The sequence below is a fragment of the Paenarthrobacter ureafaciens genome (assembly GCF_004028095.1).
Taxonomy (GTDB): domain Bacteria; phylum Actinomycetota; class Actinomycetes; order Actinomycetales; family Micrococcaceae; genus Arthrobacter; species Arthrobacter ureafaciens.
In genome coordinates this window covers 1-25,085 of sequence record NZ_SBHM01000011.1, presented here as the reverse complement: position 1 = coordinate 25,085, position 25,085 = coordinate 1, and the positions used below count along the sequence as shown (strand labels likewise).

Below are 25,085 nucleotides of genomic sequence, written 5' to 3'. Positions count from 1 at the left end.
TCGCGCGCATTTTGTTGGCTTGGTCCAAAAGGACCTGGGCCTTCTTTTCGGCGTTGGCACGCTCGCGCCGGCGGGCGCGCTCGTCAGTTTCGCGCTGCTGGAGATACCGCTTCCAGCCCATGTTGTAGTAGTCGATCTGGGCACGGTTGGCGTCGAGGTGGTAGACCTTGTTTACGGTCGCTTCGAGCAGCTCAACGTCGTGGCTGATGACGATCAAGCCGCCTTGGTGGTTCTTAAGGAAGTCACGCAGCCAGCTGATCGAGTCGGCGTCGAGGTGGTTGGTCGGTTCGTCCAGCAGCAGAGTCTCGGCGGACGAGTAGAGGATGCGGGCGAGTTCCACGCGGCGCCGCTGGCCACCGGAGAGGGTCTTCAGCGGCTGGTTCAGGATGCGCTCAGGCAGTGCAAGGTTTGAGGAGATGGCAGCAGCTTCAGCCTCGGCTGCGTATCCGCCCCCCGCCAGGAACTCAGCTTCAAGCCGGTCGTAACGGTTCATGGCCTTGCGCTGGACGGCGGCGTCCTCGCTGGACATCTCGGCCTGGGCCTTCTTAAGCTTGCCGACGACGGCGTCCAGGCCACGGGCCGACAGGATGCGGTCCCCGCGCCAGCTGTTCCATGTCCGGGGTGCGCGGGTCCTGTGGGAGGTAGCCGATTTGCCCGCTCCGGGTGACTTTGCCGCCGGCAGGCAGGCCTTCCCCGGCGAGTACACGGGTGAGAGTAGTCTTGCCGGCACCGTTGCGGCCGACAAGTCCGATTTTGTCCCCTTTGTCCACCCTGAAGTTGACCTGGTCCATCAGCAGGCGTGCGCCGGCACGAAGTTCTAGGTCCTGGACGTTAATCAATTCGGGTGATGCCTTTCAACGGGGAACGCCTGCGGCACCGGACAATCCGGTGGAAGCGGCGGGAACTGCTGTGAGAACAGCCTTATCAAGTCTACCGGCAGGCTGGAGGCCAACAAACACGACGGAAATTTCCCGGAACACTGCCCCACTCTCCAAAGAACTGCGGCCGGTCTTTGTGGAGAGGCTCCAAAATGGCCTGCCGCCGCGCTCCGTACCCTCGAAAGAGTGGGCAGTGCCCGCTTAAAACGCACCAACTTTTCCGCAGAGGATCCCCAATGACCCAGACCCATTCCACCAAGGGCCCCGGCGCAGCGGCCCGTCGCCGTTGGAACGCCACCGACCTCGGACTCGTGGCCGTTTTCGCGGCCCTCGTGGCCACCTCCGCCATCGTTCCCGGCATCCCGGTCGGCGCCCTCGGGGTGCCGATCACGCTTGTCACGTTGACGGTGATGCTCAGCGGACTGGTGCTGGGCGCAGGGAGGGGGTTCGCCGCCGTCGGGCTTTATGTCCTGCTCGGACTGGCGGGCCTGCCCATCTTCAGCGGCGGACGCAGCGGACTTGGCATCCTCGCAACACCGTCTGCCGGCTATATCATCGCTTTTCCCTTGGCCGCGGCAGCCACCGGGTACTTGACGTCGTTGATCATCCGCAAGACGGTACGGTTCCGCGCGGCGCTTCTCTTTGCAGCCACCATGGCCAGCAGCGTCCTGATCATCCACGCACTGGGGATCGTGGGCATGATGGTTAACGGCAAGCTTGACCTTCCCAAGGCTTTCCTCGCGGACCTCCCGTTCTATCCGGGAGATATCCTGAAGAATGTCCTCGCGGTGGTTATCGCGGTGGCACTCCATAAGGCATTTCCTGACGTCCTGGTGCGCCGGGTTAAAAGGGCAGGCTCCACTTCTTCATGAACTCCATCAACTTCAGCAACGTCTCAGTCGCCGTCGCAGTAGATGGCAGCGACGCGCCCAAGACGCTGCTGCAGGATGTAAGCCTCGATCTGCGCGAACGACGGATCGGCGTCATCGGGGCCAACGGCTCCGGGAAGTCCACGCTGCTGCGCCTGGTCAATGGGCTCGTGGAGCCGAGCCAAGGATCAGTTGTGGTCCACGGCCACAACACCGTCCACGACGTCCGCAAGGTCAGGGCAAACGTCGGTTTCGTCTTTACCGATCCCCTCTCCCAACTGGTGATGCCAACAGGCCGCGAGGACGTCGAGTTGTCGCTGAGGCGCAGCATCAAAAACAGGCAGGAGCGGGCTTCCCGCGCAGAGTCCGTTCTGGAACGGTTTGGAATCCTGCACCTGGCGGACCAGAGTATCTACGAACTTTCGGGCGGGGAACGGCAACTGCTCGCGCTGGCAGCCGTGCTGGCGGTCGACCCCGCGGTTCTGGTCCTCGACGAGCCTTCCACCCTGCTGGACCTCAGGAACCGCGAATTGCTGCGCCGCACCATGTCCGGCCTGGAGCAACAAGTCATCATGTCCACGCACGATCTGGACCTCGCCGCCGACATGGACCGCGTGTTGGTGGTCGAAGCCGGGAGGATTGTGTTCGACGGCGGTCCGTCCGCTGCGGTGGCACATTACCGGTGCGCTGTGCGCGGCGAGCCTGGAGGGTCCGGGCCGATGAGGGGGCACGGCTTCCTGCTGGCGAACTATGTCCGTGGAGATTCGCTTGTCCACCGCACTCCCCTCTGGGCCAAGTTCCTTGTGGTGGCTGCATGCGGCGCTGCTTCTTTCCTGATCGTCGACTGGCTGGTATCCCTGCTGGTCCTGGCACTTTTGTGCGGGATCTTCCTGCTCACGGGGGCCGGCTTCCGGAGGCTCCTGCGGGCTGTATGGCTGGTAGCGCCGATCCTCCTTGTCATCGGGGCATTCCAGTGGTGGCAATTGGGCGGCCCTACGGCTGCACGCATCGTGCTGAACGTTCTGGTGTGCGTGGTGGCGGCGTCCATCCTGACGGCCACTACCCCGGTCCAGGACCTGTTGGACGGAGTGGTCCGGTTGGCCCGGCCCTTCCAGCGCTGGGGCGCGGATCCGGAACGTTTTGCCCTCACCATCGCCATCATGCTCCGGAGTATCCCGTTCATAGCCGGTGCCTTCAGCGATGTGCGGGATGCGGCGCGTGCACGCGGATTGGAACGAAACCCGAAGGCCCTCATCCTGCCGGTGTTCATTAGCACTGTTGCCTATGCGCGGCAGACGGGCGACGCCTTGGCCGCACGGGGCCTCGGCGAAGCCGACGATTACCCGGAACCGCCTCCGGGCCGGGGCTAGAACCGACGGTACTTCACCAAGGCCGCGGTACCCATGCCCCCGGCGATGCTGATCATCGCAATACCCGTGACTTCCCGCTGCCGAAGTTCGTAGTCCCGCCGCGCCTGCGCCAGCAGCCGGGTTACCAGGACCGCGCCCGAGGCGCCGTAGGCATGCCCCAAGGCCAGTGCTCCCCCATCGAGGTTGGCACGTGCAGCGTCAATGCCCAGATGGTCGAGGCAAGCCAGCGTCTGCGAGGCGAAAGCCTCATTGAATTCGACCAGGTCCAGCTGCTCCGGATTCATGCCGTGGCGTGCCAACAACTGCTCCGCCGCGAAAGCTGCCCCGATGCCGAGCAACTGTGGGTCGACCCCTGAAGTGCCGCTGTCCAGGACAAGCAGCCCGTCCTTCACACCCATGAGGCGGGCCCGTCGCAGGGAGGTGACGACGACGGCGGCCGCTGCGTCAGCGTCGAAGCAGGAGTTCGCGGCCGTGACGGAACCTTCCGGTACAAAAGCTGCCGGGAAGCGCGCCATCAGCGCAGGACGAAGGTTGGGCTTGGGGCCGTCGTCCGCGGTTACTGGCCGGCCGTCGACGTCCAAGGGCACTGTTTCGGCAAGGAAGGTGCCTGCAGCTGCCGAAGCGACTGCCCGCTGGTGGCTTCGGAGGGCAAAGTCGTCCTGCCGGTCGCGGCTGATCGCGAAGTGCCGGGCGACGTTCTCGGCCGCCACGCCCATGTCCGGGTCACCGAAGGTAGGCGGCACGAAGGCGGCCCGCGAGTAGAAGTCCAGTCCGCCGTCGTCATTCCTGTGGGCTCGGGCCGGAGCGGTACTGACGCTCTCCACGCCGCCCGCCAGGTACAGTGGATCGCCGCCGGCGGCCACAAGCCGCGAAGCCAGGGCAATGGCGTCCAAACCGGAACCACACTGCCGGTCCACCGTGATGCCGGGGACGGAGACAGGCAGGCCTGCCTGGAGGGCGGCAAACCGGGCCACATTGCCGCCACCGCCCACCGCGTTGCCCATCATGACGTCGTCCACGTCCGCAGGCTCAGCACCCGTTTGTTCCATCAAGGCTGACAACACGGGCGCCAGCAGATCGGCGGCACGGAGTCTCTTCAAGGCGCCGTTCGCCCTGCATACCGGTGTACGGAGCGCGGCGATGATCACCGGCTGGCGGGAGGGGTCGATGTCCGCTAAGCGGTCGTTCTGCCCCGACGCCCCGGACTGGTCAGTGAAGGGGCTGGATGCGGGCATCATGGTTTTTTATCCAGTCCAACAGGAGCGAACGACTGATCTTTCCCCGATCAGTGATGGGCAGTTCGGAAAGGACGTAGTACTGCAGCGGCCATTTGTCCCTGGCCAGCAGACCGTCAAGTCCGGTACGCAATTGCGTCGCAGTGACGGCGCCATAGGCGGGTACGACGGCGGCAATCACCTTTTGGCCGCGGACGTCATCCGGTGCTCCTGCCGCAACGGCCACCTCAATCCCCGGAACCGACGCCAAGGCAAGTTCGACCTCGTGCGGATAAACGTTCTTCCCGGCCGTGATGATCATGTCCGAACGCCGCCCAAGAATGTGGAGCACGCCGCCTTCAAGGTAGCCCTGGTCCCCAACGGTGTACCACCCGTCCAAGCACCGGAGGGCCTGACCGTCGTCACCCCAGAGGTACCCGTTGCTGACCATTCCGCTGCGGACGCTGATGTTGCCGTGTGCGCCGTCCGGCACGGGCACTCCGTCATCATCCAGGATGCTCAGTTCCACCCCCGGGAACGGGCGCCCGATGCCCGTTCCTCCAACGTCCAGAGGTTGACCCGCTGCCAAGCGGGTTCCGGAAACAAAGCTGAGCTCGGACGCTCCGTAGTACTCGTAGAGCGCTGCGTTTGGTGCCCACCTGCGGGCCGCTTCAAGGGTGCGTGCATCCAGCTTGGAACCTGCGCAGATGATGCTGCGGACGCCGGAGGCATCCACGTCGCCGGCCAGGCCGCGTTCGCTCAGCAAACGCAGCATGGTCGGCGTCACGATCAACCGCGTGATGCCGTCGTGGCTGATCGCGGCGTGGGCATCGCCGACGTCAAAGGATTCAAGGGTGTAGAAGGCCGAGCCGGCGTAGAGACACTCTGACAAGGCATAAAGGTTGAGGCTGGAAGAAAGTGGACCTGCGGCGAGGGTGCGGTCGTCTTGCGTGAGACCGAAGAATTCGATGGAGGCGTCGAAGGAAACGCGCCACGAATGCCTCGAACGGGTGAACGCCTTTGGCACCGAGGTGGTTCCGGACGTGAGTCCGACAAGGAACGTCGATGAAGGATCGCCGTCACACAGCACTCCGCCGGAATCCCGGCCCGATCCCGTGATGCGCGAGGCGACTTCGTCGATCATCGCCGGCGGCCACGACGGATCCAGGACCGCGCACCGGCGCTCCCCCGCCAAAGCCGCAGCGTAACGGGCCACGAACTCCGTGGAATTTCGCTCGGCGAGGACCGTGGTGTCGGACGTGGTGGCGAGCAACCCGGTTGCTGCGTCGCGCAACTCCGACCAGGAGAGCCTGCTGCGCCCGACCACCACGGCAGTGTGGTGGGGGCGGTCATCGGCCCACAGTTGAAGGTTGTTCAGGAAAGGCATCCCCGCAATTTTACGGCAGTGTGCGCCATCGGACACCAATAGTGACGTCTATTCTGACTGTATGAGTTTCAATGACGGCGCACAGCTTGATCCATCGCAGGTAGAAGACAGACGCGGCAGCGGGCTGGGCCGTGGGACCAAGATCGGAGGCGGAATCGGTGGCGGGATCGTAGTACTGCTACTGGCGCTCCTTGGCTTCAATCCCAACATCCTTGGGGACCTGGGTGGCGGCAGCCAGCCGCCGGCCATAGAAAGCGGCAGCGGCGGCGGTGTCAACGAATGCCGGACAGGCGCCGACGCCGACAAGCGCCTGGATTGCCGCATCACGGGAACCGTGAACAGCCTCAACGCTTTCTGGCCTACATACCTCGCCGACTACAACGTCCGGTACTCGCAGCCGGGAACCGTAATCTTCGACCAGGCCACCAACACCGGCTGTGGAGCGGCCACGACTGCCGTTGGCCCCTTCTACTGCCCGGCGGACGTTAAGGCCTACTTCGATCCGGGCTTCTTTGACGAACTGGTCACCCGATTCGGTTCCTCCGGCGGGCCACTGGCCCAGGAGTATGTGGTGGCTCATGAGTTTGGACACCACGTGCAGAACATCCTCGGCAACCTGGACCGCGCCCAGCAGGATCCGCAGGGACCGCAGTCCGGAGCCGTTCGCGTGGAACTCCAAGCCGACTGCTACGCAGGGCTCTGGGTCCGCCACGCCTCCTCGCAGGCGGACCCAGCCACGGGCCAGCCCTTCCTGGATCCCATCACGCAGGAAGACCTGCAGGATGCCCTGTCGGCTGCATCCGCCGTCGGCGATGACCGCATCCAGCAAGCGGCCACGGGCAGGGTCTCACCCGAATCCTGGACCCATGGTTCCAGCGAACAGCGGCAGAAGTGGTTCTACCAGGGCTACTCCACCGGCGACATCAACAAGTGCGACACGTTCGGCGTTGCAGTGCCATAGCGGTTGCCACCACGCAAAATGGCTCCGGGCACAATGCCCGGAGCCATTCTTTGTGTCCGCATTCAGCGGAAAGTTTGATCAGATGTTGAAGCCGAGGGCCCGCATCTGGTCTTTGCCGTCGTCGGTGATCCGCTCGGGACCCCATGGCGGCATCCATACCCAGTTCAGGCGCCAGTCATCGACGATGCCGTCCAAGGACTTGCCCACCTGCTCTTCCAACACGTCGGTCAGCGGGCAGGCCGCCGTCGTCAGTGTCATGTCGATCAGGAGCGCGCCGTCTTCATCGGAGTACTTGAGCCCGTAGAGCAGGCCCAGGTCAACGACGTTGACACCGAGTTCGGGGTCGATGACGTCCTTGAGCGCTTCCTCGACGTCCTCGAGGCTGGTGCGCGCAGCGTTGATTTCGGTCATAAGGTGATCCTAACTAGGCCTGAGCGGCAGGAGCAACAGCGACGCCCGAACCTGCGGCGTAGCGATCGTAACCCTCTTCTTCGAGTCGGTCGGCGAGCTCCGGGCCGCCTTCTTCGACAACCCGGCCGTCAACGAATACGTGGACGAAGTCCGGCTTGATGTAGCGCAGGATGCGGGTGTAGTGGGTGATGAGCAGGGTGCCCATGTTGCCCTGTGCATGGGCGCGGTTCACACCTTCGGAGACAACCTTGAGTGCGTCGACGTCAAGGCCGGAGTCAGTCTCATCCAGGACAGCGAACTTCGGCTTGAAGAGCTCGAGCTGAAGGATCTCGACGCGCTTCTTCTCGCCACCGGAGAAGCCTTCGTTGACGTTGCGCTGGGCGAAGTCGGCGTCGATGCGGAGTTCCTGCATGGCAGCCTTGACATCCTTGGTCCAGGTGCGGAGGGCAGGGGCCTCGCCATCGATGGCGGTCTTGGCGGTGCGCAGGAAGTTCGTCATGGTGACGCCCGGAACCTCAACCGGGTACTGCATCGCCAGGAAGACGCCCGCACGGGCACGCTCGTCGACGCTCATTTCCAGGACGTCTTCGCCGTCGAGGGTGATGCTGCCGCTGGTGACCGTGTAACGCGGGTGGCCTGCGATGGTGGAGGCAAGGGTGGACTTGCCCGAGCCGTTCGGCCCCATGATGGCGTGGGTTTCGCCGGTCCTGATGGTCAGGCTGACGCCCTTCAGGATCTCCTTGGTGCCCTGCTCCGTCTCGATGCTGACGTGCAGGTCCTTGATCTCAAGAGTAGACATGCTCTTCTTTCTTTCCGTTCGTAAGTCTGGAGGTACTCGGCGCGCTCAGTAGTTGTTGACCGGGGCGCCGTTCACAACGTTGGTCACGTCCACGTAGACGTCGTCGCCATCGATGGTGACGGCGAAAACGGGGACGGGGTCGTAGGCAGGCAACTGAAGGGGTTGGCCGCTGCGCAGGTCGAACTGGGAACCGTGGCCCCAACATTCGATGGCGCAGCCCTCGACCTCGCCCTCGGACAATGAGATGTCAGCGTGCGAGCAGGTGTCGCCGACGGCGTGGATTTCGCCCATCGAGTCCTTGACGATGGCTACCGGGTAGTCGTCGATCAGGACACGCAACGCCTGCTTGACCTTGATGTCGTTGGCGTTGCAAACCAGTTCGCCCTTGATGTGATCACTCATGTTTGTTCTGTTGCCTGTCGTGTCGGGAGACGCTAGTTGTCTGACGCAGTGAGTTAGTTGTCTGTCGCAGCGAGTTCGCGCTCAACCGCAGCGGTCAGGCGTTCCTCGATGGCCGGGACCTTGATCTTCTGGATGATTTCGTTGAGGAAGCCGCGGACCACGAGCCTGCGGGCAACATCTTCCGGAATACCGCGCGCCATGAGGTAGAACAGGTGCTCATCATCAAAACGGCCGGTGGCGCTGGCATGGCCCGCACCCTCGATGAGGCCGGTTTCGATCTCGAGGTTCGGCACGGAGTCAGCGCGGCAGCCATCGGTCAGGACCAGGTTCTGGTTCTTCTCGTAGCTGTCAGTGCCCTCGGCGTTCTTCTGGATCAGAACGTCGCCAACCCACACGGTGTGCGCACCTTTGCCCTGGAGAGCGCCCTTGTACAGGACGTTCGACACACAGTTGGGCTGCGCGTGGTCAACAAAGGTGCGGTGCTCCAGGTGCTGTCCTGCATCGGCAAAGTAAAGGCCGAAGAGTTCGGCCTCGCCACCGGGGGCGGCAAAGCGTGCCGTCGGCGTAACCCGGACTAGGTCGCCGCCAAGGCTGACCACGATGTGCTTGAACTTGGCATCGCGGCCGATTTTCGCTTGCTGCGACGACGCGTGAACGGAGTCGTCGTTCCATTCCTGCAGGGAAACGACCGTGAGGTCGGCGCCGTCTTCGACGATGATCTCCACGTTCTCGGACACGACTGCGGAGCCTTCATGGCCCAGGACAAGCACGGCCTTGGAGAACTTCTGCGCAACGACAACCACGTGCTGGGCAGCTGCCTCGGTGCCGGCGCCCGCGAGGGTCACCGTGATCTCCGACTCAAGCGACGTCTCCGAAGGAACCGTGATGACCGTGGCTTCCTTGAAGTTTGCCCAGGCGTTGGCGGAAACCCGGTCTTCCGGAATGCCGGCCAGGCCGATGCGCTGGTCATCGCGGCCCACGGTCTCCACCGTGACACCGGCAGGGGCGGACACAGTGGTGGTGGGAGCTGCGCCGGTCAAGGCCTCAGTGTGGAGGCCGCGCAGGCGGCGAAGCGGCGTGAAGCGCCAGTCTTCTTCCAAGCCGGTCAATGCCTTGAAATCGTTCAGTTCATAAGAGGTCAAACGACCGGCCCGGGAGCTGTCCGGAACGCCGACGCCGCCGCCATGCGAATGGCTCTTGGCCGAAGCGCCCGCGAGCGGACCTGCGGAAGGCTGTTCCGCCGTCGAACCTGACGCGTTGATGGGCGAAAGATTCTCGCCCTCCTCCGTGAAGCCGTCGATAAAGGGCTGGGCTGAAGGCGCGCCGATACGGGCCTTTTCGGTAGTGATATCAGTCATTGTTAACCGACGGATCCTTCCATCTGAAGTTCAATCAAGCGGTTCAGCTCAAGGGCGTATTCCATGGGCAGCTCGCGGGCGATCGGCTCAATGAAGCCGCGCACGATCATGGCCATGGCCTCGTCCTCCGGCATGCCGCGGGACATCAGATAGAACAGCTGCTCTTCGCTGACGCGTGAAACGGTGGCTTCGTGGCCCAGTACGACGTCGTCCTCGCGGATGTCGATGTACGGGTAGGTGTCCGAACGGGAGATCGTGTCCACCAGGAGGGCATCACAGCGGACCGTGTTGGCTGAGTGCTTTGCGCCCTCGCGGACCTGGACCAGGCCGCGGTAGGCAGCACGGCCGCCACCGCGGGCCACCGACTTGGAGATGATGGAGCTCTTGGTGTTCGGCGCGATGTGGACCATCTTGGAGCCGGTGTCCTGGTGCTGCCCCTCACCGGCGAAGGCGATGGACAGGGTTTCGCCCTTGGCGTGCTCGCCAACCAGGTAAACCGCCGGGTACTTCATGGTCACCTTGGAACCGATGTTGCCATCGACCCACTCCATGGTGGCGCCTTCTTCGCAGATGGCGCGCTTGGTGACGAGGTTGTACACGTTGTTGGACCAGTTCTGGATGGTCGTGTAGCGGACGCGGGCGCCCTTCTTCACGATGATCTCCACAACGGCCGAGTGCAGTGAATCCGAGGTGTAGATCGGAGCCGTGCAACCCTCGATGTAGTGCACGTAGGAGTCTTCGTCCGCGATGATCAGCGTACGTTCGAACTGGCCCATGTTCTCCGTGTTGATGCGGAAGTAGGCCTGCAGCGGGATCTCTACGTGGACACCCTTGGGCACGTAAACGAAGGAACCGCCGGACCAGACCGCGGTGTTCAACGAAGCGAACTTGTTGTCACCCACCGGAATGACCGTGCCGAAGTACTCCTGGAAGATTTCCGGGTGCTCCTTCAGTGCGGTATCCGTGTCCAGGAAGATGACGCCCTGGGCTTCCAGGTCCTCACGGATCTGGTGGTAGACAACCTCGGACTCGTACTGGGCGGCCACACCGGAAACGAGGCGGCTGCGCTCAGCTTCGGGGATGCCGAGCTTCTCGTAGGTGTTCCGGATGTCCTCCGGGAGGTCTTCCCACGTTGCAGCCTGCTTCTCCGTAGACCGGACGAAGTACTTGATGTTGTCGAAGTCGATGCCGGAGAGGTCTGCACCCCAAGTAGGCATGGGCTTGCGATCGAAGTACTTCAGGCCCTTCAGGCGCAGGTCGAGCATCCATTCGGGCTCGCTCTTCTTCTCGGAGATGTCACGGACAACCTCCTCGCTCAGGCCACGGCGGGCATTTGCGCCGACGTCGTTCTTGTCGGCCCAGCCGTATTCGTAGTTGCCGATACCGTGCAACTCGGGATTCTTTTCCAGAATCTCCGAGATCACAGTGCCGTCAGCTACTGCCTTCTCTGCTGTTCCTTCAGCTAATTGACCCGTCATCACGGCCTTTCTTGCTGGTTGTTTGATTCCTGGGACGGGCTTCCCGCCGGCACTGCAGTGCCGGGGAGCACTGTGGCCGAGGGGCGCCCGGTAGGTATATGGGTGGTGCAGACGTGACCGCCTTGCGCCAAAGTGGACAGCCGGCGCACGTCGACGCCCACCAAACGGGAAAACACTTTGGTCTCCGTATCGCAGAACACCGGGAATTCGGCAGCCAGTTGCTGGATTGGGCAATGGCCCTGGCACAACTGGACGCTGGAGAATTCGGCGGGCAACGGAGCTTTGGCTTCAATCGAGTGTGCCGACGCTACGTAGCCGTCGCGGCTGAGTGCCTGGGACAGTGCCATGGCGCGCGAGGTGATGTCGTCCCCGGCAGCTTCCACCTCGGGTGCGTAGCGGCTCTCCAGCTCAGCGAAACGTTCTTCCGCATACTCACGGACGGCGTCTGCTCCGGCAATGGCCTCAAGCTTCCGCAGGGCCGAGCTTGCGATGTTCAGGTAATCGTCCCCGAGCTTTGACTGGCCCTGGGAACTGAGGACATAGCGGCGTGCCGGGCGACCGGCGCCGGAGCCTGCCTTCGCTACCCGCTTCACCTCTATGACGCCGTTGCGCTCAAGGTGGTCGAGGTGCCTCCTGACAGCCGCCGGCGTGAAACCGAGTAGATCGCCCAGTTCGGCGGCGCTGACCGGACCGTTTTCGAGCACGGCGCTGAGCACGCGGTCGCGCGTGCGATCTTCAGCGTCCGGCAGCGCGGGAGCCGCCATGGGGGCTCCGGCTGGTGCCGCATGCCGCTTTGATGGCATGGAAACGGGGGTGCTCACGGAATACACAACATAATCATGTCGTAATTTGTTTCCGGTCTCTAGTAAGGCGAGACTGACCTCACCTTCCCAACCGCATGTGACCGTACTACTTCGCGTAGAATACTTTGGTGCGATCCACCGACTCCCCTGTCCTCAGCATAGACGGACTCGTCAAGGATGTGGGCCCCCTGGCCTCCCTCGACGGCAAGATGCTCCGTGTAGTGAGTGACCTTTCCCTTGTGGCCGGTCGCGGCGAAATCACCGCGCTCCTGGGTGCCAACGGGGCCGGTAAGACCACCACCCTGGAATGCGCACAAGGACTGCAAAAACGCACCGGGGGCACCATCTCCCTCCTTGGCCAGGATCCTGATACCGCAGGTGCGGAACTGAGGTCCCGCGTCGGCGTGATGCTCCAGGACGGCGGCCTCCCGCCGTCGGCCCGTCCCCTGCCGCTGCTGCGGCATATTGCCGGCATGTACCAAAAGCCCATGGAGCTGGGCCGCCTTGTTGACCGTTTGGGCATCGACCAGTTCAGCCGGACGTCCGTGCGCCGCCTCTCCGGTGGGCAGAAGCAGCGGCTGGCCCTGGCGGCAGCCCTGGTGGGCAACCCCGAGATCCTCTTCCTCGACGAGCCGAGCGCCGGACTGGATCCGCAGTCGCGCCAGATCGTCTTCGAGCTCATTGCCGAGCTCCGCGACGCCGGCATGGGAATTGTCCTGACGACCCATTTGATGGATGACGCGGAACGGTTGGCCGATTACGTCTACATCATCGACGGCGGCCACAACGTCGCCGAAGGCACTGTCGCGGAGTTGCTGGCCCAGGAGCATTCAGCGGATATCGCTGACAGGACCCTGTACTTCGACATTCCGCCAGGGCTCGAACTGGGAGCTGCCCTCAGTGCCGGACTGCAGGTGACGCAAACCCGTGCGGGAAGTTTTACCGTCAGCGGGGCACTAACACCGGCGGACCTGGCTTCGCTGGCAGCCTGGTGGGCGGAAAAGGACATCTTGCCTGCATCGCTTCGCCTTGAGGCACGGAGCCTCGAGGACGTATTCCTGGATATCTCCGGAAGGGATCTTCGATGAGCCCGCTCCTCGGCACCAATGCCGGTCCCGCATCCCTGACGCGACGCATCCTGCAGCAGGGACGCTACGAGACCATCACCATGCTCCGCAACGGCGAGCAACTCATCCTGGCCATCATCCTGCCGCTCCTTGCATTGCTTGGATTGGTTGTCACGCCGCTGCTGGACGGTTTGGGCGGTGCGCGTGTGGACATCGCCACCCCCGGCATCCTTGCCCTCTGCGCCATGTCCACGGCGTTCACCGGACAAGGAATCGCCACCGGCTTCGACCGCCGCTACGGGGTACTTCGGTTCCTTTCCACCACTCCCCTGGGTCGCGGCGGGCTCATCGCCGGCAAGATCCTCGCGGTGTTGGTGGTGTTGTTCCTCCAGGTGGTGGTGGTCGGCGTCATCGCAGCGTTCCTGGGGTGGCAACCCCACCCGTCCGGTTGGCTTCCCGGGCTCGCGATCCTGGTTTTGGGCGCCGCGGCTTTCACGGCCCTGGGCCTCCTGGTAGCGGGCACCGTCCGTCCCGAGGCAACGCTGGCCATCACCAACTTGTTGTGGATCCTGCTGGGCGCACTGGGCGGCATTGTGGTTCCCGCCGAACGCTTGCCGGGCCTCGCCCAGGCCATCGCGCATTTCCTGCCCTCCGGGGCGTTGGGAGAAGCACTCCGGGACGCTTTCCAGTACGGATTGGTACCCGTCCCCGCCGTCGTAGTCCTCTTGCTGTGGACGGTTCTTGCCGGAGCCGCAGCCATCCGCTGGTTCAAGTGGAACTGACCCCGGAAGAATCGAGAATCCTGTGAGCACGGCATCGCGCCTACCAAAGACCGTACAGCGGCTTACGTCCAAGCTGCCCACGGAGGTGAACCGCACCGTACGCCGCCTGGCGGTCCTCTCCTTGATCGGCCAGACAGTCCTTGTAGTCACCGGCGGAGCCGTGCGCCTGACCGCATCCGGGCTGGGCTGCCCTACCTGGCCGCGTTGCACCGATGACTCCCTGGTCAACACCCCTGAGATGGGCATTCATGGCTTCATTGAGTTCGGCAACAGGCTCCTGACGTTCGCCCTTGCCGCGGTAGCCGCGTTGATGCTCGTCTACTTGTGGAACCTCCGCAAGGAACGCCGGGACCTCTTCCTGCTTGCCTTGGGCCTGCTCGCAAGCATCCCTGCGCAAGCAATCATCGGTGGCATCACGGTCCTTTCCGGCCTCAACCCGTGGGTGGTCGGGTTGCATTTCCTCGTCTCCATGGCGCTGGTTGTTGTTGCCACGCTCCTGGTCAACAGGGCATTTGGCCGGACCGGGCAGTTCATGAACAGGACGCTTGCACCGCTCCCGTCCATCCTCCGTCCCGCGATGATGGCCGTCCTGGTCTTCTCCACCATCGCGGTCATGCTCGGCGTGGTGGTGACGGGTGCCGGCCCCCACGCCGGCGACGCCGACGCTCCCCGGAACAACCTCGACTGGGACCTGTTCTCCCACATCCATGCCATCCCGGCCTACGTCATCACGGCTGGCTCGCTGTTCGCCGTCTACCTGGTGTTGCGGCACAAAATCAGCGGCCCCTTCCGTACGGCTGCCTTCCTCATGCTCGCGGTCACAGCTCTCCAGGCCGTCATTGGCTTCACGCAGTACTACAACGGCATCCCCGCGCTGCTGGTGGGTGCCCACATGCTGGGTGCGGCACTGCTCATGAGTGCCTCGACCAACGCTGCAGACCTCGCCAAGGCCAGCCCCGTTAAGTAGCCGGAGGCGCCCTGTAACTCGGGCGTTCCTCTTTCATGTCCCGTCGGGTTTCGGGGGTTCCTCTGTCACTTCCCGTCGGGGTTTTGGGCGTTCCTCTGTCACGTACCGTCGGGCTTTGGGTGTTCCTCTGTCATGTCCCGTCGGGTTTCGGGGGTTCCTCTGTCACGTCCCGTCGGGGTTTCCGAGGATGCTCTCCCATGACGTAGACGGGACTTGGGCAACTGCATCCGGGGGGGCTTCCGGCAGGGCTTCAAATTCGAGGTGGAATTCTTGGCACATATGCTCAGCATGCGGGACGGCTTGGGGTCTGATCTCGGGCGGTCATCACGAAAACTCACGCCGGAGTGCCGGCGTCGGGCTTTTTACGTTGCCGGCGTCTGGGCGACATGACCGGACGGCCTCAGTCGCAGAGGATGTGGCTAAGTGCCTTGGGATGTGCCAGAGAAAACGGCCACCCGGGTTGGGATGTGAAAGAGGAAACGGCTACCCGGGTTGGGATGTGAAAGAGGAAACGGCTACCCGGGTTGGGATGTGGGAGAGGAAACGGCTACCCGGGTTGGGATGTGGGAGAGGAAACGGCCACCCGGGTTGGGATGTGGGAGAGGAAACGGCCACCCGGGCTGGGATATGAAAGAGGAACGTTGGGCGCGGGCAACAACAAAGCCCGACGTCGACGCTCAGGGGCGAGCGTCGACGTCGGGGTGTGGCGGGTTGGGCCGCTTTAGGCGACTAGCCGCCGATGAGGGGTGAACCGACGAACGGGTCGACGGCCAAGGCGATGAAGAGCAGTGTCAGGTAGCTGATGGAGCCGTGGAAAACCTTCATTGCGCCCTTGTTGGAGACGTCCCCGCCCTGTGCCCGTTTGTAGAGGGCGTGGCTTTCGTAGAGGAACCAGGCGCCGGTGGCAACGGCCGCGATGGTGTAAACCCACCCTGCTCCACCCACCGGAATCATCAGCAGCGAGCAGGCCACCATGGCCCAGGCGTAAAGGACAACCTGCACCGAGACGACCTTGGCGCCCGCAATCGCCCCGAGCATGGGGACCTTGGCGTTCCGGTAGTCCTCGCCGTAGCGCATGGACAGCGGCCAATAGTGCGGCGGAGTCCACAGGAAAATCACCATGAACAGTACAATGGCCGGCCACTCAACGGTGTTGGTGACTGCGGACCATGCGATGAGGACAGGGAAACAACCTGCCGCGCCTCCCCAGACGATGTTCTGGGCGGTGCGGCGCTTGAGGATCATCGTGTAGATGACCACGTAGAAAACGATCGCGCCGAGGCCCAGCCAAGCGGAGAGCGGGTTGGCGCCGAACCACAGGATGGCGATGGAGGCCGCACCGAGGAGCCATGCGAAGACAATCGCTTCACGCGGGCTGACCTCACCGGTGACCAACGGCCGCTTCTCCGTGCGGTGCATGAGTTTGTCGATATCGCGGTCGATGTAGCAGTTGAACACGCCTGCGCTGCCGGCAGCGAAGGCACCACCCACGAGGGTTGCCAGCATGAGCCCGATCGACGGGAATCCCCGCTGGGCAAAGATCATGGTGGGCAACGTGCTCACCAAAAGGAGTTCTATGACGCGCGGTTTGGTGAGAGCCAGATACGCCTTGAGCTTGCGGGAAAATCCAATGCTCCCCCGGGCCGGGGTCGCGTTGACGGGCGTATCAGTTGTGCTCACGACGGCAGTCACTCTGTTCTATGCTCTCGGGGTTTGCGCAGCGGCAGCGTCCTGATTCGCGGAATGAACCGCGGGCGCGCGAGCCGCTGGAGGCCTCCAAATATCATACCGTGGCCGGAAGCGGGCCCATGTCCGCAAAATACGCCAATGTTTCTGACTCTTCACTACCGGCTGACGCCATGGTGATTCATAAAAGCTGTTTTTCTGTCCAGTTAGTGGGATTTCCTGAGCTTTGGACCACATTTAGGGCTAAGCTGTGAAGCAGATCAGCGCGCGTCGATCTTCCGGGAAACCGTATTCTCGGACTGTCCGTGTGTCTGGAAGAAAGATCAACGTTTCAATGGTGAACGGCTGGTAGACACATTGCAGCGGGCGCCATCTGAGCTTCCTGCGCGGTCGTGTATCCGCTATCCCGCCGTCAGCACAGAGAGGGGCTCGGTTTTCGTGCCACATTTGGAAGAGCAAGAACTGTCCTGGACCGATCTGGACCAGAAGGCTGTTGACACCGTTCGCGTGTTGGCTGCCGACGCTGTGGAGAAGGTCGGGAACGGCCACCCGGGTACGGCCATGAGCCTGGCGCCCGCGGCTTACCTGCTTTTCCAGAAGCTGATGCGCCACGACCCCAAGAACCCTGAGTGGATTGGCCGCGACCGGTTCATCCTCTCCCCCGGCCACACTTCGCTGACGCTCTACATCCAGTTGTTCCTCTCGGGTTACGGCCTGGAACTGAAGGACCTTGAGGCGTTGCGTACCTGGGGCTCCCTGACCCCGGGCCACCCCGAGTACAAGCACACCGCAGGCGTGGAAATCACCACCGGCCCGCTGGGCCAGGGCCTCGCGTCCTCGGTCGGGTTCGCTTACTCCCAGCGCCGCCAGCGCGGCCTGTTCGACGCCGATGCTCCCGCCGGCGAGTCGCCGTTCGACCACACCATCTGGGTCATCGCTTCCGACGGCGACCTGCAGGAAGGCGTGACCTCCGAGGCTTCCTCGCTGGCCGGCCACCAGGAACTGGGCAACCTCGTAGTGATCTACGACGAGAACCACATCTCGATCGAAGACGACACCGACGTTGCATTCACCGAGGACGTTCTGAAGCGTTACGAAGCTTACGGCTGGCACACCCAGCGGGTGGACTGGACCAAGACCGGCGAGTACGTCGAAGATGTCCAGGAACTCTACTCGGCCCTGCTGAAGGCCAAGGCAGAGACCACCAAGCCGTCCATCATCTCGCTGCGCACCATCATCGGTTACCCGGCCCCGAAGAAGCAGAACACCGGCAAGATCCACGGTTCGGCCCTCGGTGCCGAAGAGGTTGCCGCTCTTAAGACCGTTCTTGGCTTTGATCCTGCGAAGTCCTTCGAGGTCGATGAAGAGGTTCTCGCCCACGCCCGCAAGGTTGTTGAGCGTGGTTCCGAAGAGCGCGCTGCCTGGCAGAGCAAGTTCGAGGCATGGCAGGCGTCCAACCCGGATGGTGCCGCACTCCTGGAGCGCATCGAGGCAAAGAAGCTGCCCGTGGGCATCGACGCAGCCCTGCCGGTGTTCGAGGCGGGCAAGGACGTTTCCACCCGTGCAGCTTCGGGCAAGGTCCTGAACGCGATCGGCCCGGTCCTCCCGGAACTCTGGGGCGGTTCTGCCGACCTCGCCGAGTCCAACAACACCACGATCGAGGGCTCGCCGTCGTTCATCCCCACCTCGCGTTCCACCGACGCCTGGAAGGGCAACCCCTACGGCCGTGTGCTGCACTTCGGTATCCGCGAGCACGCTGCTGCCTCGATTGTGAACGGCATCGCCCTGCATGGCCGCACCCGTGCGTTCTCCGGCACGTTCCTGATCTTCTCCGACTACCAGCGCCCGGCCATCCGCCTCGGCGCGCTGATGGGTGTTCCCTCGCTGTACGTGTGGACGCACGACTCCATCGGCCTGGGCGAAGACGGCCCCACCCACCAGCCTGTGGAGCAGCTCGCTTCGCTGCGCGCCATCCCGGGCCTGGATGTTGTCCGCCCGGGCGACGCCAACGAGGTTGCCGCAGCCTGGAAGGTCATGCTCGAGAACCACGAGAACCCGGCAGGCATCGTCCTGACCCGCCAGAACATCCCCACGTACGCACGTGGTGAAGGTGAAGCCAGCGGTGACACGTTCGCGTCCACCGCCGGCGTGGCAAAGGGCGGCTACGTCCTGGCCGAAGCCTCCAAGGGCGGCGAAACGGTTGACGCCCAGGTGATCCTGATCGGCACCGGTTCCGAGGTCCAGCTCGCCGTCGCAGCCCGCGAAGCCCTCCAGTCCGAAGGCATCGCCACCCGCGTTGTCTCCATGCCGTGCGTTGAGTGGTTCAACAAGCAGGACGAGGCATACCGCGAGTCCGTCCTTCCGTCCGACGTGAAGGCACGCGTTTCCGTCGAAGCCGGCCTTGCCCAGGGATGGCGCGAATTCGTTGGGGACGCCGGCCGTTCCATCAGCCTTGAGCACTTCGGCGCCTCCGCCGACTACAAGCGGCTCTTCACGGAGTTCGGCATCACCGCCGAAGCCGTTGCAGCCGCTGCCAAAGACTCGCTCGCAGCCGTCAACGCATAACTGACTGCGAACTTCGAAGGAGATAAAAGACATGACCAGCACTCCCACGCAGCAACTCTCCGACGCCGGCGTTTCCATCTGGCTCGATGACCTCTCCCGCACCCGCCTGGACACTGGCACGCTGCAGAAGCTCATCGACGAGAAGAACGTCGTTGGCGTAACCACCAACCCGTCCATCTTCCATGCCGCGATCACCGCCGGCACGGACTACGATGCGACCATCGCAGCGAAGGCTGCAGAGGGTGCCAGCGTTGAAGAAACAATCTTCGCCATCACCACCACCGACGTCGCCGACGCCTGCGACCTCTTCGCACCTGTCGCTGCCGCCACCAACGGTGTCGACGGCCGCGTTTCCATCGAGGTGGACCCCCGCCTCGCTTGGGACACGGAAGGCACGATCGCCGAAGCGAAGCAGCTGTACGCCACGGTGAATAAGGACAACGTCCACATCAAAATCCCCGCCACGCTCGAGGGCCTCGAGGCCATCACGGCCGTCCTGGCCGAGGGCATCAGCGTCAACGTGACCCTGATCTTCTCCCTGGAGCGTTACCGGGCCGTAATCGAGCGCACTTCATCCAACCGGTGGGTGATGTAGATGATGGCGCGTCCTTGGCCTGTCAGCATCCGCAGTACCTTGTGCAGCACTGCTACATCGTGGTCCGGCAAGGAAGCCGCGACCTCGTCCATGATGACCAACTGTGCCTCTTCCGCCACCATACGGAGGACTTCCACCAGGGCCTGCTCGGCGCGGACCAGGACTCCTACTTTCGCGTCAGGGTCCAGGTCCACCCCCACCTCCGCGATGAGCTTTGCTGCCTGGGCCCGGAGCTCGGGATGGTGCTTAGCGGCCTGGAACGTCCTGCGGAAGATAGCCTTGGCGACGGTCTGTTCAGGATCAAGCCGAAAATTTTGGGGAATGAGGCCTACGCCGCAGGCCTGGGCTGCTTCCAAGGAGTCCGGGTTGAAGTTTTCGCCGGCGAGGCTCATGCGCCCGCCGTTGGGTAGATGGGAGCCGGTCAGGACGTCCATCAAGGTGGTTTTACCCGCCCCGTTGGTGCCTATCAATCCCAGAATCTCTCCACGGTGCAGCGAAAAGCCTACACCGCGAAGGATGCGCCGCTGGTCGTGTGACGCACGGATATCGTCCACGTGCAAGAGAAGGTCCACAAAAGCTCCTGGTTTCGCGAAATCGGCGCTGGCGGCCGGAGAAATTCTTTTGGTGCGCATCGGTCCGGGCGGTGGGGCGCATTCACGAACGGAGCACATTGCCGAGTCAATCAGAAGAGACTTTGTAATGCAAGAAATGGTTCTTGAAACAGAAACTCACAAAACGTGATGGGAAAAGATGGAACTTTTATTGAATTGGTAAGTGACTCCAATCCCACGCAGCGGAAAGTGTGGTCAACAACAAAAGAGGGGGCCCGGGACATTTTGTCCCGGACCCCCTCTTGAAAAGGCTTTACTGCTCTGACTTCCCGAAGTAGTCAGCGCCGCCTACGTATTCGGTGTGTCCCGATTCGACGTCCGCGGTGACCATCTTGGCTACTTCGGCGGCAAACTCTTCCACCGAGTACAGCTTCCCGGCCTCGGCGCGCCTGGCCTCGATGGCGCCGGGATTTGAACGGTCCAGGAGCGTCGCGGTCACCGTGCCCTCGATCATGTCCCCGGACACCACCACCAGCTTGATGCCTTTGTTGGCGAGGTCAGGCAGCAGGGCGCGCAGGGCGTCCTCCCCGGCCCGCTTGCTCTTGGCAACTGGCTCGTACTCGGGCATGGTTGGCACGGTCTCAACGAAATGCGCCTGGTGACTGGTGACGAAAACCACCCGGGAGCCCTCCGGCATGAGCGGAACTGCAGCATTGAGCATGTTGATCTGTGCATCACGGTTCAGCTTCAGGGCGTACCCCTCCTCCATCCCGGATTCCATGCCGCCGGAGGCGTTCAACACCAGGATGTCGAGGGAGCCGAATTCCTCCATGGCCGTACTGGCGAGGGCGTGAACGCCTTCTTCCGTGGTGAGGTCTGCGCCCACTGCTGCAGCGCGACCGCCCGCAGCCTGGATATCAGCCACCACCTTATTGGCGCGGGGCGCCTTCTGGCGGTAGTTGACGACGACGGCGGCACCTTCGGCCGCGAGGATCTTGGCAACCTCTGCGCCTATGCCGCGGGAGGATCCCGTCACAATGGCTGTCTTGTTATCAAGCGTTCCCATGCGTGCTCCTTCTGTTCACTTCTTCCACATCTTTGGGCCCTGCTTCCATCCTGCCGGTGGCAAAGCGGAATGCGTGTTGTGGAGCCCCCACAAATTGTTTGTCCCGGTGCGTCGGCGCTAGTGGCCCATGCCAAGGCCGCCGTCAACGGGAATAACGGCGCCGGAGATGTAAGCCGCCTCATCGCTCGCAACCCAGCGCACAACGTTGGCCACCTCCGAAGCCTCCGCGAAACGCCCCGCAGGAACGTTGGCAAGGTAGGACTTCTGGGTCTCTTCCGGAAGCTCAGCCGTCATATCCGTGTTGATGAACCCCGGTGCTACGACGTTTGCCGTAATGCCTCGGCTGCCCAGCTCCCGCGTCAGCGAACGCGCCATGCCCACCATTCCGGCCTTGGAAGCGGAGTAGTTGATCTGGCCCGGAGCGCCGTAGAGGCCGGAGACCGAGGAGATCAGGATCACCCGGCCCTTGCGCAAACGGATCATTCCCTTGGAAGCCCGCTTGATGACCCTGAAGGCGCCTGTCAGGTTGGTGTCCAGAACCGACGTGAAGTCGTCCTCGCTCATGCGCAGGAGAAGAGTGTCCTTGGTGATTCCGGCGTTGGCCACCAGAACCTCCACCGGGCCGTGGGCCTCTTCCACGATCTTGAAGGCTGCATCAATGGAAGCCTCATCCGTCACATCGGCTTTGACCCCCAGGATGCCTTCAGGCAACTCCGTTTCGCTCCTGTAGGTAACGGCTACCTTGTCTCCATTTGCGAGGAAAGACTCGGCAATGGCCAGTCCGATTCCGCGGTTACCGCCGGTAATAAGGACGCTGCGGCCGCTGGGTACTGCTTCAGGCATGAATGGGCTCCGAATTCTGCGGACTCTACCGCGATGACGAGGGATTTCCTGCCTCGATCTTAGCCGCCGCCTCCCGCAACGCGCTGGTAACCGCTTCTGCCAGCGCGGTTTGGGTGACTCATCGGATCGGTGAGAGAATTAACGGGAGCCTTTGGAGCGTGATTATTCAGCTGTGACACGAGAGAACAGTCCCCTGCAGCAGGTGCCCGGGGATCCGGACGCCTACTCGAGCGACCCCGAGGTCCATAGCATCACTGATGCAGCAGCTGCACACTCCGAGGACATGCGCGAACGCATGATCAAGTATTCAATAGCCATGGGCATTCGCATGGTCTGCATCGTCCTCATTTTCGTAGTGGATGGCTGGTTCAAGATCCTCGCCGTGGCTGGAGCTGTCTTCCTGCCCTGGATCGCGGTGGTTATTGCCAACGGCAGCGACAAAGCCGAAGTCCACAGTGATTCATTGCTGGACTACGTCGCCGTGCCGGAGATTGAAGGCACCAGCCAGTCCGGCAGCGATGAGGAACCCGAAGCGGATGACTCCGTCACCCTCCTCCAGGGCGAACTGGCGGATGACGAAACTCCCGCGGGCGACGATGCATCAGAGGAAGCCGGGAACGCCGGCGACGAACGGGCAGCTTCATGAACATCTTCAACCTCGGCGGCTTGGGCGGCGAGGAATCCCCGCGCGCCGCGGCGCCTGAACAATGCTCGCGCAAGGGATGCCGGGCAGCGGCCGATTGGCAGCTCCTGTGGAACAACCCCAGAATCCATACACCTGAACGCCGCAAGGTATGGCTCGCATGCAACGAGCACCGGGCCTGGCTTGAGGATTACCTGCAAACGCGGGGTCTGTGGAAGGAAACCGTGCCTTTCGGATCCGCGGCAGCGTCAGTGGGCGGGACAGCCTGAATGTACCGTTTCCTGTTTTCCAGCAAGTGGCTGGGCTACTTTGTCCTGGCCGTCATCTTCGCGACGGCGTGCGTCTTCCTTGGCCGCTGGCAGATGGATCGGCGCGCCGAGACACTGGCTGAGATTGACCGCGTCGTCAGCAACTACTCAGCTACCCCGGTGCCATTCGCCGATGTAAAGGACCAGTTCCGCCACTTGGATCCGGACCGTGAATGGACCCAGGTGGAGTTGCGCGGCAGCTATGACGTCGACGGGCAGCGGGTAGTCCGCAACAGGCCGCTCAATGGCCAACCCGGCTACGACGTCGTTGTTCCATTCCGCCTGACCACCGGCGAAACAGTGATCATCGATCGCGGCTGGCTACCGATTGGCAACAACACTCCGGGAAGGCCCGACGTCGTTCCATCGCCTCCTGCAGGTGAGGTCACGGTCGTCGCCCGCCTCAAGCCGTCCGAGCCGAAACTGGACCGCGGCGCGGTGGAAGGCCAACTCGCTTCCATCGACCTTCCGGGATTTGCCGAGGAACTGCCGTACACCATCGAAACGGGTGCCTACGGGCAGCTGGCAAGTGAGACTCCCCCTGTGCAGCCGATGCCTACGCCGTTTCCCAAGCCGGCCACTGAAGAGGGAACCCACCTTTCATACTCACTCCAGTGGTTCGCTTTCGGAGTGTTGATGTTCATCGGCTTCGGCTACGCTGCCCGCCAACAGGCACGTAACGCGGCAATCGATGCTGAGGACGATGAAGACGACGACGTCATCGCCGCTGCAGGTCCCCGGAAGCGGCCGGCACCGGCCCCCCGGCGAAACAAGAAGCCCACGTCGGAAGAAGAGGAAGACGCGATTCTGGATGCCCAAGGTTACTGAAAAGATCCCGGAGCCGGTCCTGTCGGTCAAGGCGGCGCTCACGGCGCTTGGCGTTGCGGATACCGTACGGATCTTCGACGAGGAAGTTCCGACGGCGGCAGCCGCAGCTTCCGTTCTGGGCTGTGAGGTCGCTGCCATCACCAACAGCCTCATATTTGAGGTAGACGGCGAACCTCTTCTGATCCTGGCGAGCGGCGCAGCGAAAGTCGACACGGCACACGTCGCCCGCCGGCTGGAAACGGGACAGATCCGCCGCGCCAAACCCGAATTCGTCCTGGCGCACACCGGCCAGGAAGTGGGCGGCGTGGCACCAGTGGGCCACCCCGCAAAGATCCGTACCATCCTGGACAACTCATTGAGGGTTCACTACGAACTGTGGGCAGGCGCAGGAGACCATCACTCGATGTTCTCCATTACCTACGAGGACCTGCGGCGAATCACCGACGCCGAAGAACTCGACGTCCGTTAGCCCGGCTGCGCCCGCGGCGCGGGCTTACGCCAGCGTGATCAGATCGAGGTAGTCCTCGTTCCAAAGGTCCTCTACGCCGTCGGGAAGCAGCACAACGCGTTCCGGATTGAGCGCTGCAACGGCTCCTTCGTCGTGGCTGACCATGACGACGGCTCCAGTGTAATTCTTCAGGGCGCCCAGGATTTCCGCGCGGCTGGCGGGGTCGAGGTTGTTGGTGGGCTCATCCAGCAGCAGCACGTTCGCGCTGGAAGCGACGATCGTAGCCAAGGCCAAGCGGGTTTTCTCACCGCCGGAGAGCACTCCGGCAGGCTTGTCGACGTCGTCACCGGAGAAGAGGAAGGAACCCAGGATCCCCCGGACCTCCGCATCCTTCATATCGGGCGCGGAGGAACGCATGTTCTCGAGCACCGTGCGGTCGTGGTCCAGGGTTTCGTGTTCCTGCGCGTAGTAGCCGACCTTGAGCCCGTGGCCCGGGATGATCTCTCCCGTATCCGGTTTGTCCACTCCCGCGAGCATGCGCAGCAGCGTCGTTTTGCCTGCACCGTTGAGGCCCAGGATGACCACCTTGGAGCCCCGGTCGATGGCCAGGTCAACGTCCGTGAAGATTTCCAAAGACCCGTAGGACTTGCTCAGCCCCTCGGCGGTCAGCGGAGTCTTGCCGCAGGGCGAGGGCTCAGGGAAGCGCAGGGCTGCTACGCGGTCCTGCTCGCGCACCGCCTCAAGTCCGCTCAACAGACGCTCGGCACGCTTGGCCATGTTCTGGGCCGCCACGGCTTTGGTGGCCT

At 63.1% G+C, this 25,085-nt stretch carries 24 protein-coding genes and 3 pseudogenes; 13 read left to right on the top strand and 14 right to left on the bottom strand.

Features of this window, described 5'->3' with window-relative positions:
• Positions 1-839 (bottom strand): annotated as a pseudogene (locus AUR_RS20215) (ATP-binding cassette domain-containing protein); the annotation flags it as partial.
• A gap of 275 nt (positions 840-1,114) precedes the next feature.
• Between AUR_RS20215 and AUR_RS20210 the strand changes: the two are divergent.
• From AUR_RS20210 to AUR_RS20200, 3 genes and pseudogenes are all read left to right on the top strand, one after another.
• On the top strand, positions 1,115-1,750 hold the full coding sequence (locus AUR_RS20210) for a biotin transporter BioY (protein ID WP_062096856.1): 636 nt from the start codon (positions 1,115-1,117) through the stop codon (positions 1,748-1,750).
• A pseudogene (locus AUR_RS20205) lies at positions 1,747-2,313 on the top strand (energy-coupling factor ABC transporter ATP-binding protein); the annotation flags it as partial. The gene AUR_RS20210 and the pseudogene AUR_RS20205, both read left to right, overlap by 4 nt.
• Before the next feature lie 153 nt (positions 2,314-2,466).
• Positions 2,467-3,117, top strand: coding sequence for an energy-coupling factor transporter transmembrane component T family protein (locus AUR_RS20200; RefSeq protein WP_062096854.1), 651 nt, complete (start codon positions 2,467-2,469; stop codon positions 3,115-3,117).
• On the opposite strand, the gene AUR_RS20195 is transcribed toward AUR_RS20200, so the two are convergent.
• Positions 3,114-4,352 (bottom strand): thiolase family protein, encoded by a 1,239-nt coding sequence (locus AUR_RS20195; protein ID WP_079941623.1) that lies wholly within the window; start codon positions 4,350-4,352, stop codon positions 3,114-3,116. The two genes, AUR_RS20200 and AUR_RS20195, sit on opposite strands and share 4 nt — an antisense overlap.
• Positions 4,327-5,718 carry a class I adenylate-forming enzyme family protein gene (locus tag AUR_RS20190; RefSeq protein WP_062096853.1) on the bottom strand — a complete coding sequence of 464 codons (1,392 nt, stop codon included), beginning with the start codon at positions 5,716-5,718 and terminating at the stop codon, positions 4,327-4,329. The genes AUR_RS20195 and AUR_RS20190 overlap by 26 nt, the downstream gene beginning before the upstream one ends.
• Before the next feature lie 61 nt (positions 5,719-5,779).
• Here AUR_RS20190 and ypfJ point away from each other — a divergent pair, with 61 nt between their 5' ends.
• Entirely contained in the window at positions 5,780-6,679 is a 900-nt protein-coding gene (gene ypfJ, locus AUR_RS20185) for a KPN_02809 family neutral zinc metallopeptidase (RefSeq protein WP_021470429.1), read from the top strand.
• Between the two features lie 78 nt (positions 6,680-6,757).
• Here the strand turns inward: ypfJ and AUR_RS20180 are convergent, their stop codons facing one another.
• The 6 genes from AUR_RS20180 to AUR_RS20155 are packed head-to-tail and all read right to left on the bottom strand — an operon-like array spanning position 6,758 to position 11,930.
• Positions 6,758-7,090: a metal-sulfur cluster assembly factor gene (locus AUR_RS20180; protein WP_021470428.1), complete on the bottom strand. Its 333-nt coding sequence runs from the start codon at positions 7,088-7,090 to the stop codon at positions 6,758-6,760.
• Positions 7,091-7,103: 13 nt separating this feature from the next.
• Positions 7,104-7,889: a Fe-S cluster assembly ATPase SufC gene (gene sufC / locus AUR_RS20175; protein ID WP_021470427.1), complete on the bottom strand. Its 786-nt coding sequence runs from the start codon at positions 7,887-7,889 to the stop codon at positions 7,104-7,106.
• A gap of 45 nt (positions 7,890-7,934) precedes the next feature.
• Positions 7,935-8,291: a non-heme iron oxygenase ferredoxin subunit gene (locus tag AUR_RS20170; protein WP_021470426.1), complete on the bottom strand. Its 357-nt coding sequence runs from the start codon at positions 8,289-8,291 to the stop codon at positions 7,935-7,937.
• Between the two features lie 53 nt (positions 8,292-8,344).
• Positions 8,345-9,649 carry a Fe-S cluster assembly protein SufD gene (gene sufD / locus AUR_RS20165; RefSeq protein WP_021470425.1) on the bottom strand — a complete coding sequence of 435 codons (1,305 nt, stop codon included), beginning with the start codon at positions 9,647-9,649 and terminating at the stop codon, positions 8,345-8,347.
• Between the two features lie 2 nt (positions 9,650-9,651).
• Positions 9,652-11,127 carry a Fe-S cluster assembly protein SufB gene (gene sufB / locus AUR_RS20160; RefSeq protein ID WP_021470424.1) on the bottom strand — a complete coding sequence of 492 codons (1,476 nt, stop codon included), beginning with the start codon at positions 11,125-11,127 and terminating at the stop codon, positions 9,652-9,654.
• A complete protein-coding gene (locus AUR_RS20155; protein WP_031215925.1) occupies positions 11,127-11,930 on the bottom strand; it encodes a helix-turn-helix transcriptional regulator in 804 nt (267 codons plus the stop codon). The genes sufB and AUR_RS20155 overlap by 1 nt, the downstream gene beginning before the upstream one ends.
• A 128-nt stretch (positions 11,931-12,058) precedes the next feature.
• Here AUR_RS20155 and AUR_RS20150 point away from each other — a divergent pair, with 128 nt between their 5' ends.
• Genes AUR_RS20150 through AUR_RS20140 form a run of 3 tightly spaced genes read left to right on the top strand, consistent with a single transcriptional unit; the run spans position 12,059 to position 14,746 of the window.
• A complete protein-coding gene (locus tag AUR_RS20150) occupies positions 12,059-13,018 on the top strand; it encodes an ABC transporter ATP-binding protein (RefSeq protein WP_062096852.1) in 960 nt (319 codons plus the stop codon).
• Complete coding sequence (locus tag AUR_RS20145; RefSeq protein WP_062096851.1) at positions 13,015-13,779, top strand: ABC transporter permease; 765 nt, start codon at positions 13,015-13,017, stop codon at positions 13,777-13,779. Before AUR_RS20150 ends, AUR_RS20145 begins: the two co-directional genes overlap by 4 nt.
• A gap of 22 nt (positions 13,780-13,801) precedes the next feature.
• Positions 13,802-14,746, top strand: a complete 945-nt coding sequence (locus tag AUR_RS20140) for a COX15/CtaA family protein (protein ID WP_021470420.1) — start codon at positions 13,802-13,804, stop codon at positions 14,744-14,746.
• 729 nt (positions 14,747-15,475) lie between these two features.
• Here AUR_RS20140 and AUR_RS20135 read toward each other — a convergent pair.
• Positions 15,476-16,438, bottom strand: coding sequence for a heme o synthase (locus tag AUR_RS20135; protein ID WP_021470418.1), 963 nt, complete (start codon positions 16,436-16,438; stop codon positions 15,476-15,478).
• Between the two features lie 441 nt (positions 16,439-16,879).
• Here AUR_RS20135 and tkt point away from each other — a divergent pair, with 441 nt between their 5' ends.
• Both tkt and AUR_RS20125 read left to right on the top strand, forming a co-directional pair.
• Positions 16,880-18,997 (top strand): transketolase, encoded by a 2,118-nt coding sequence (gene tkt, locus AUR_RS20130; RefSeq protein WP_062096850.1) that lies wholly within the window; start codon positions 16,880-16,882, stop codon positions 18,995-18,997.
• A gap of 31 nt (positions 18,998-19,028) precedes the next feature.
• Positions 19,029-19,574 (top strand): annotated as a pseudogene (locus AUR_RS20125) (transaldolase family protein); the annotation flags it as partial.
• Here the strand turns inward: AUR_RS20125 and AUR_RS20120 are convergent.
• From AUR_RS20120 to AUR_RS20110, 3 genes are all read right to left on the bottom strand, one after another.
• Positions 19,544-20,224 (bottom strand): ATP-binding cassette domain-containing protein, encoded by a 681-nt coding sequence (locus AUR_RS20120; RefSeq protein ID WP_241650991.1) that lies wholly within the window; start codon positions 20,222-20,224, stop codon positions 19,544-19,546. The pseudogene AUR_RS20125 and the gene AUR_RS20120 sit on opposite strands and share 31 nt — an antisense overlap.
• Before the next feature lie 232 nt (positions 20,225-20,456).
• Complete coding sequence (locus tag AUR_RS20115; RefSeq protein ID WP_062096858.1) at positions 20,457-21,209, bottom strand: SDR family oxidoreductase; 753 nt, start codon at positions 21,207-21,209, stop codon at positions 20,457-20,459.
• Positions 21,210-21,326: 117 nt separating this feature from the next.
• Positions 21,327-22,052: a beta-ketoacyl-ACP reductase gene (locus AUR_RS20110; RefSeq protein ID WP_021470440.1), complete on the bottom strand. Its 726-nt coding sequence runs from the start codon at positions 22,050-22,052 to the stop codon at positions 21,327-21,329.
• A gap of 151 nt (positions 22,053-22,203) precedes the next feature.
• Here AUR_RS20110 and AUR_RS20105 point away from each other — a divergent pair, with 151 nt between their 5' ends.
• From AUR_RS20105 to AUR_RS20090, 4 genes are read left to right on the top strand one after another with little or no spacing between them, the layout of a single operon-like run.
• Positions 22,204-22,698 (top strand): DUF3099 domain-containing protein, encoded by a 495-nt coding sequence (locus AUR_RS20105; protein ID WP_062096857.1) that lies wholly within the window; start codon positions 22,204-22,206, stop codon positions 22,696-22,698.
• Positions 22,695-22,964: a hypothetical protein gene (locus tag AUR_RS20100; RefSeq protein ID WP_021470438.1), complete on the top strand. Its 270-nt coding sequence runs from the start codon at positions 22,695-22,697 to the stop codon at positions 22,962-22,964. Before AUR_RS20105 ends, AUR_RS20100 begins: the two co-directional genes overlap by 4 nt.
• Positions 22,965-23,831, top strand: coding sequence for an SURF1 family cytochrome oxidase biogenesis protein (locus AUR_RS20095; protein WP_021470437.1), 867 nt, complete (start codon positions 22,965-22,967; stop codon positions 23,829-23,831).
• Positions 23,815-24,300, top strand: coding sequence for a YbaK/EbsC family protein (locus AUR_RS20090; RefSeq protein ID WP_021470436.1), 486 nt, complete (start codon positions 23,815-23,817; stop codon positions 24,298-24,300). Before AUR_RS20095 ends, AUR_RS20090 begins: the two co-directional genes overlap by 17 nt.
• 24 nt (positions 24,301-24,324) lie before the next feature.
• Here AUR_RS20090 and AUR_RS20085 read toward each other — a convergent pair.
• On the bottom strand, positions 24,325-25,085 hold a 761-nt coding region (locus AUR_RS20085; protein ID WP_164888717.1), incomplete at its 5' end, for an ABC-F family ATP-binding cassette domain-containing protein.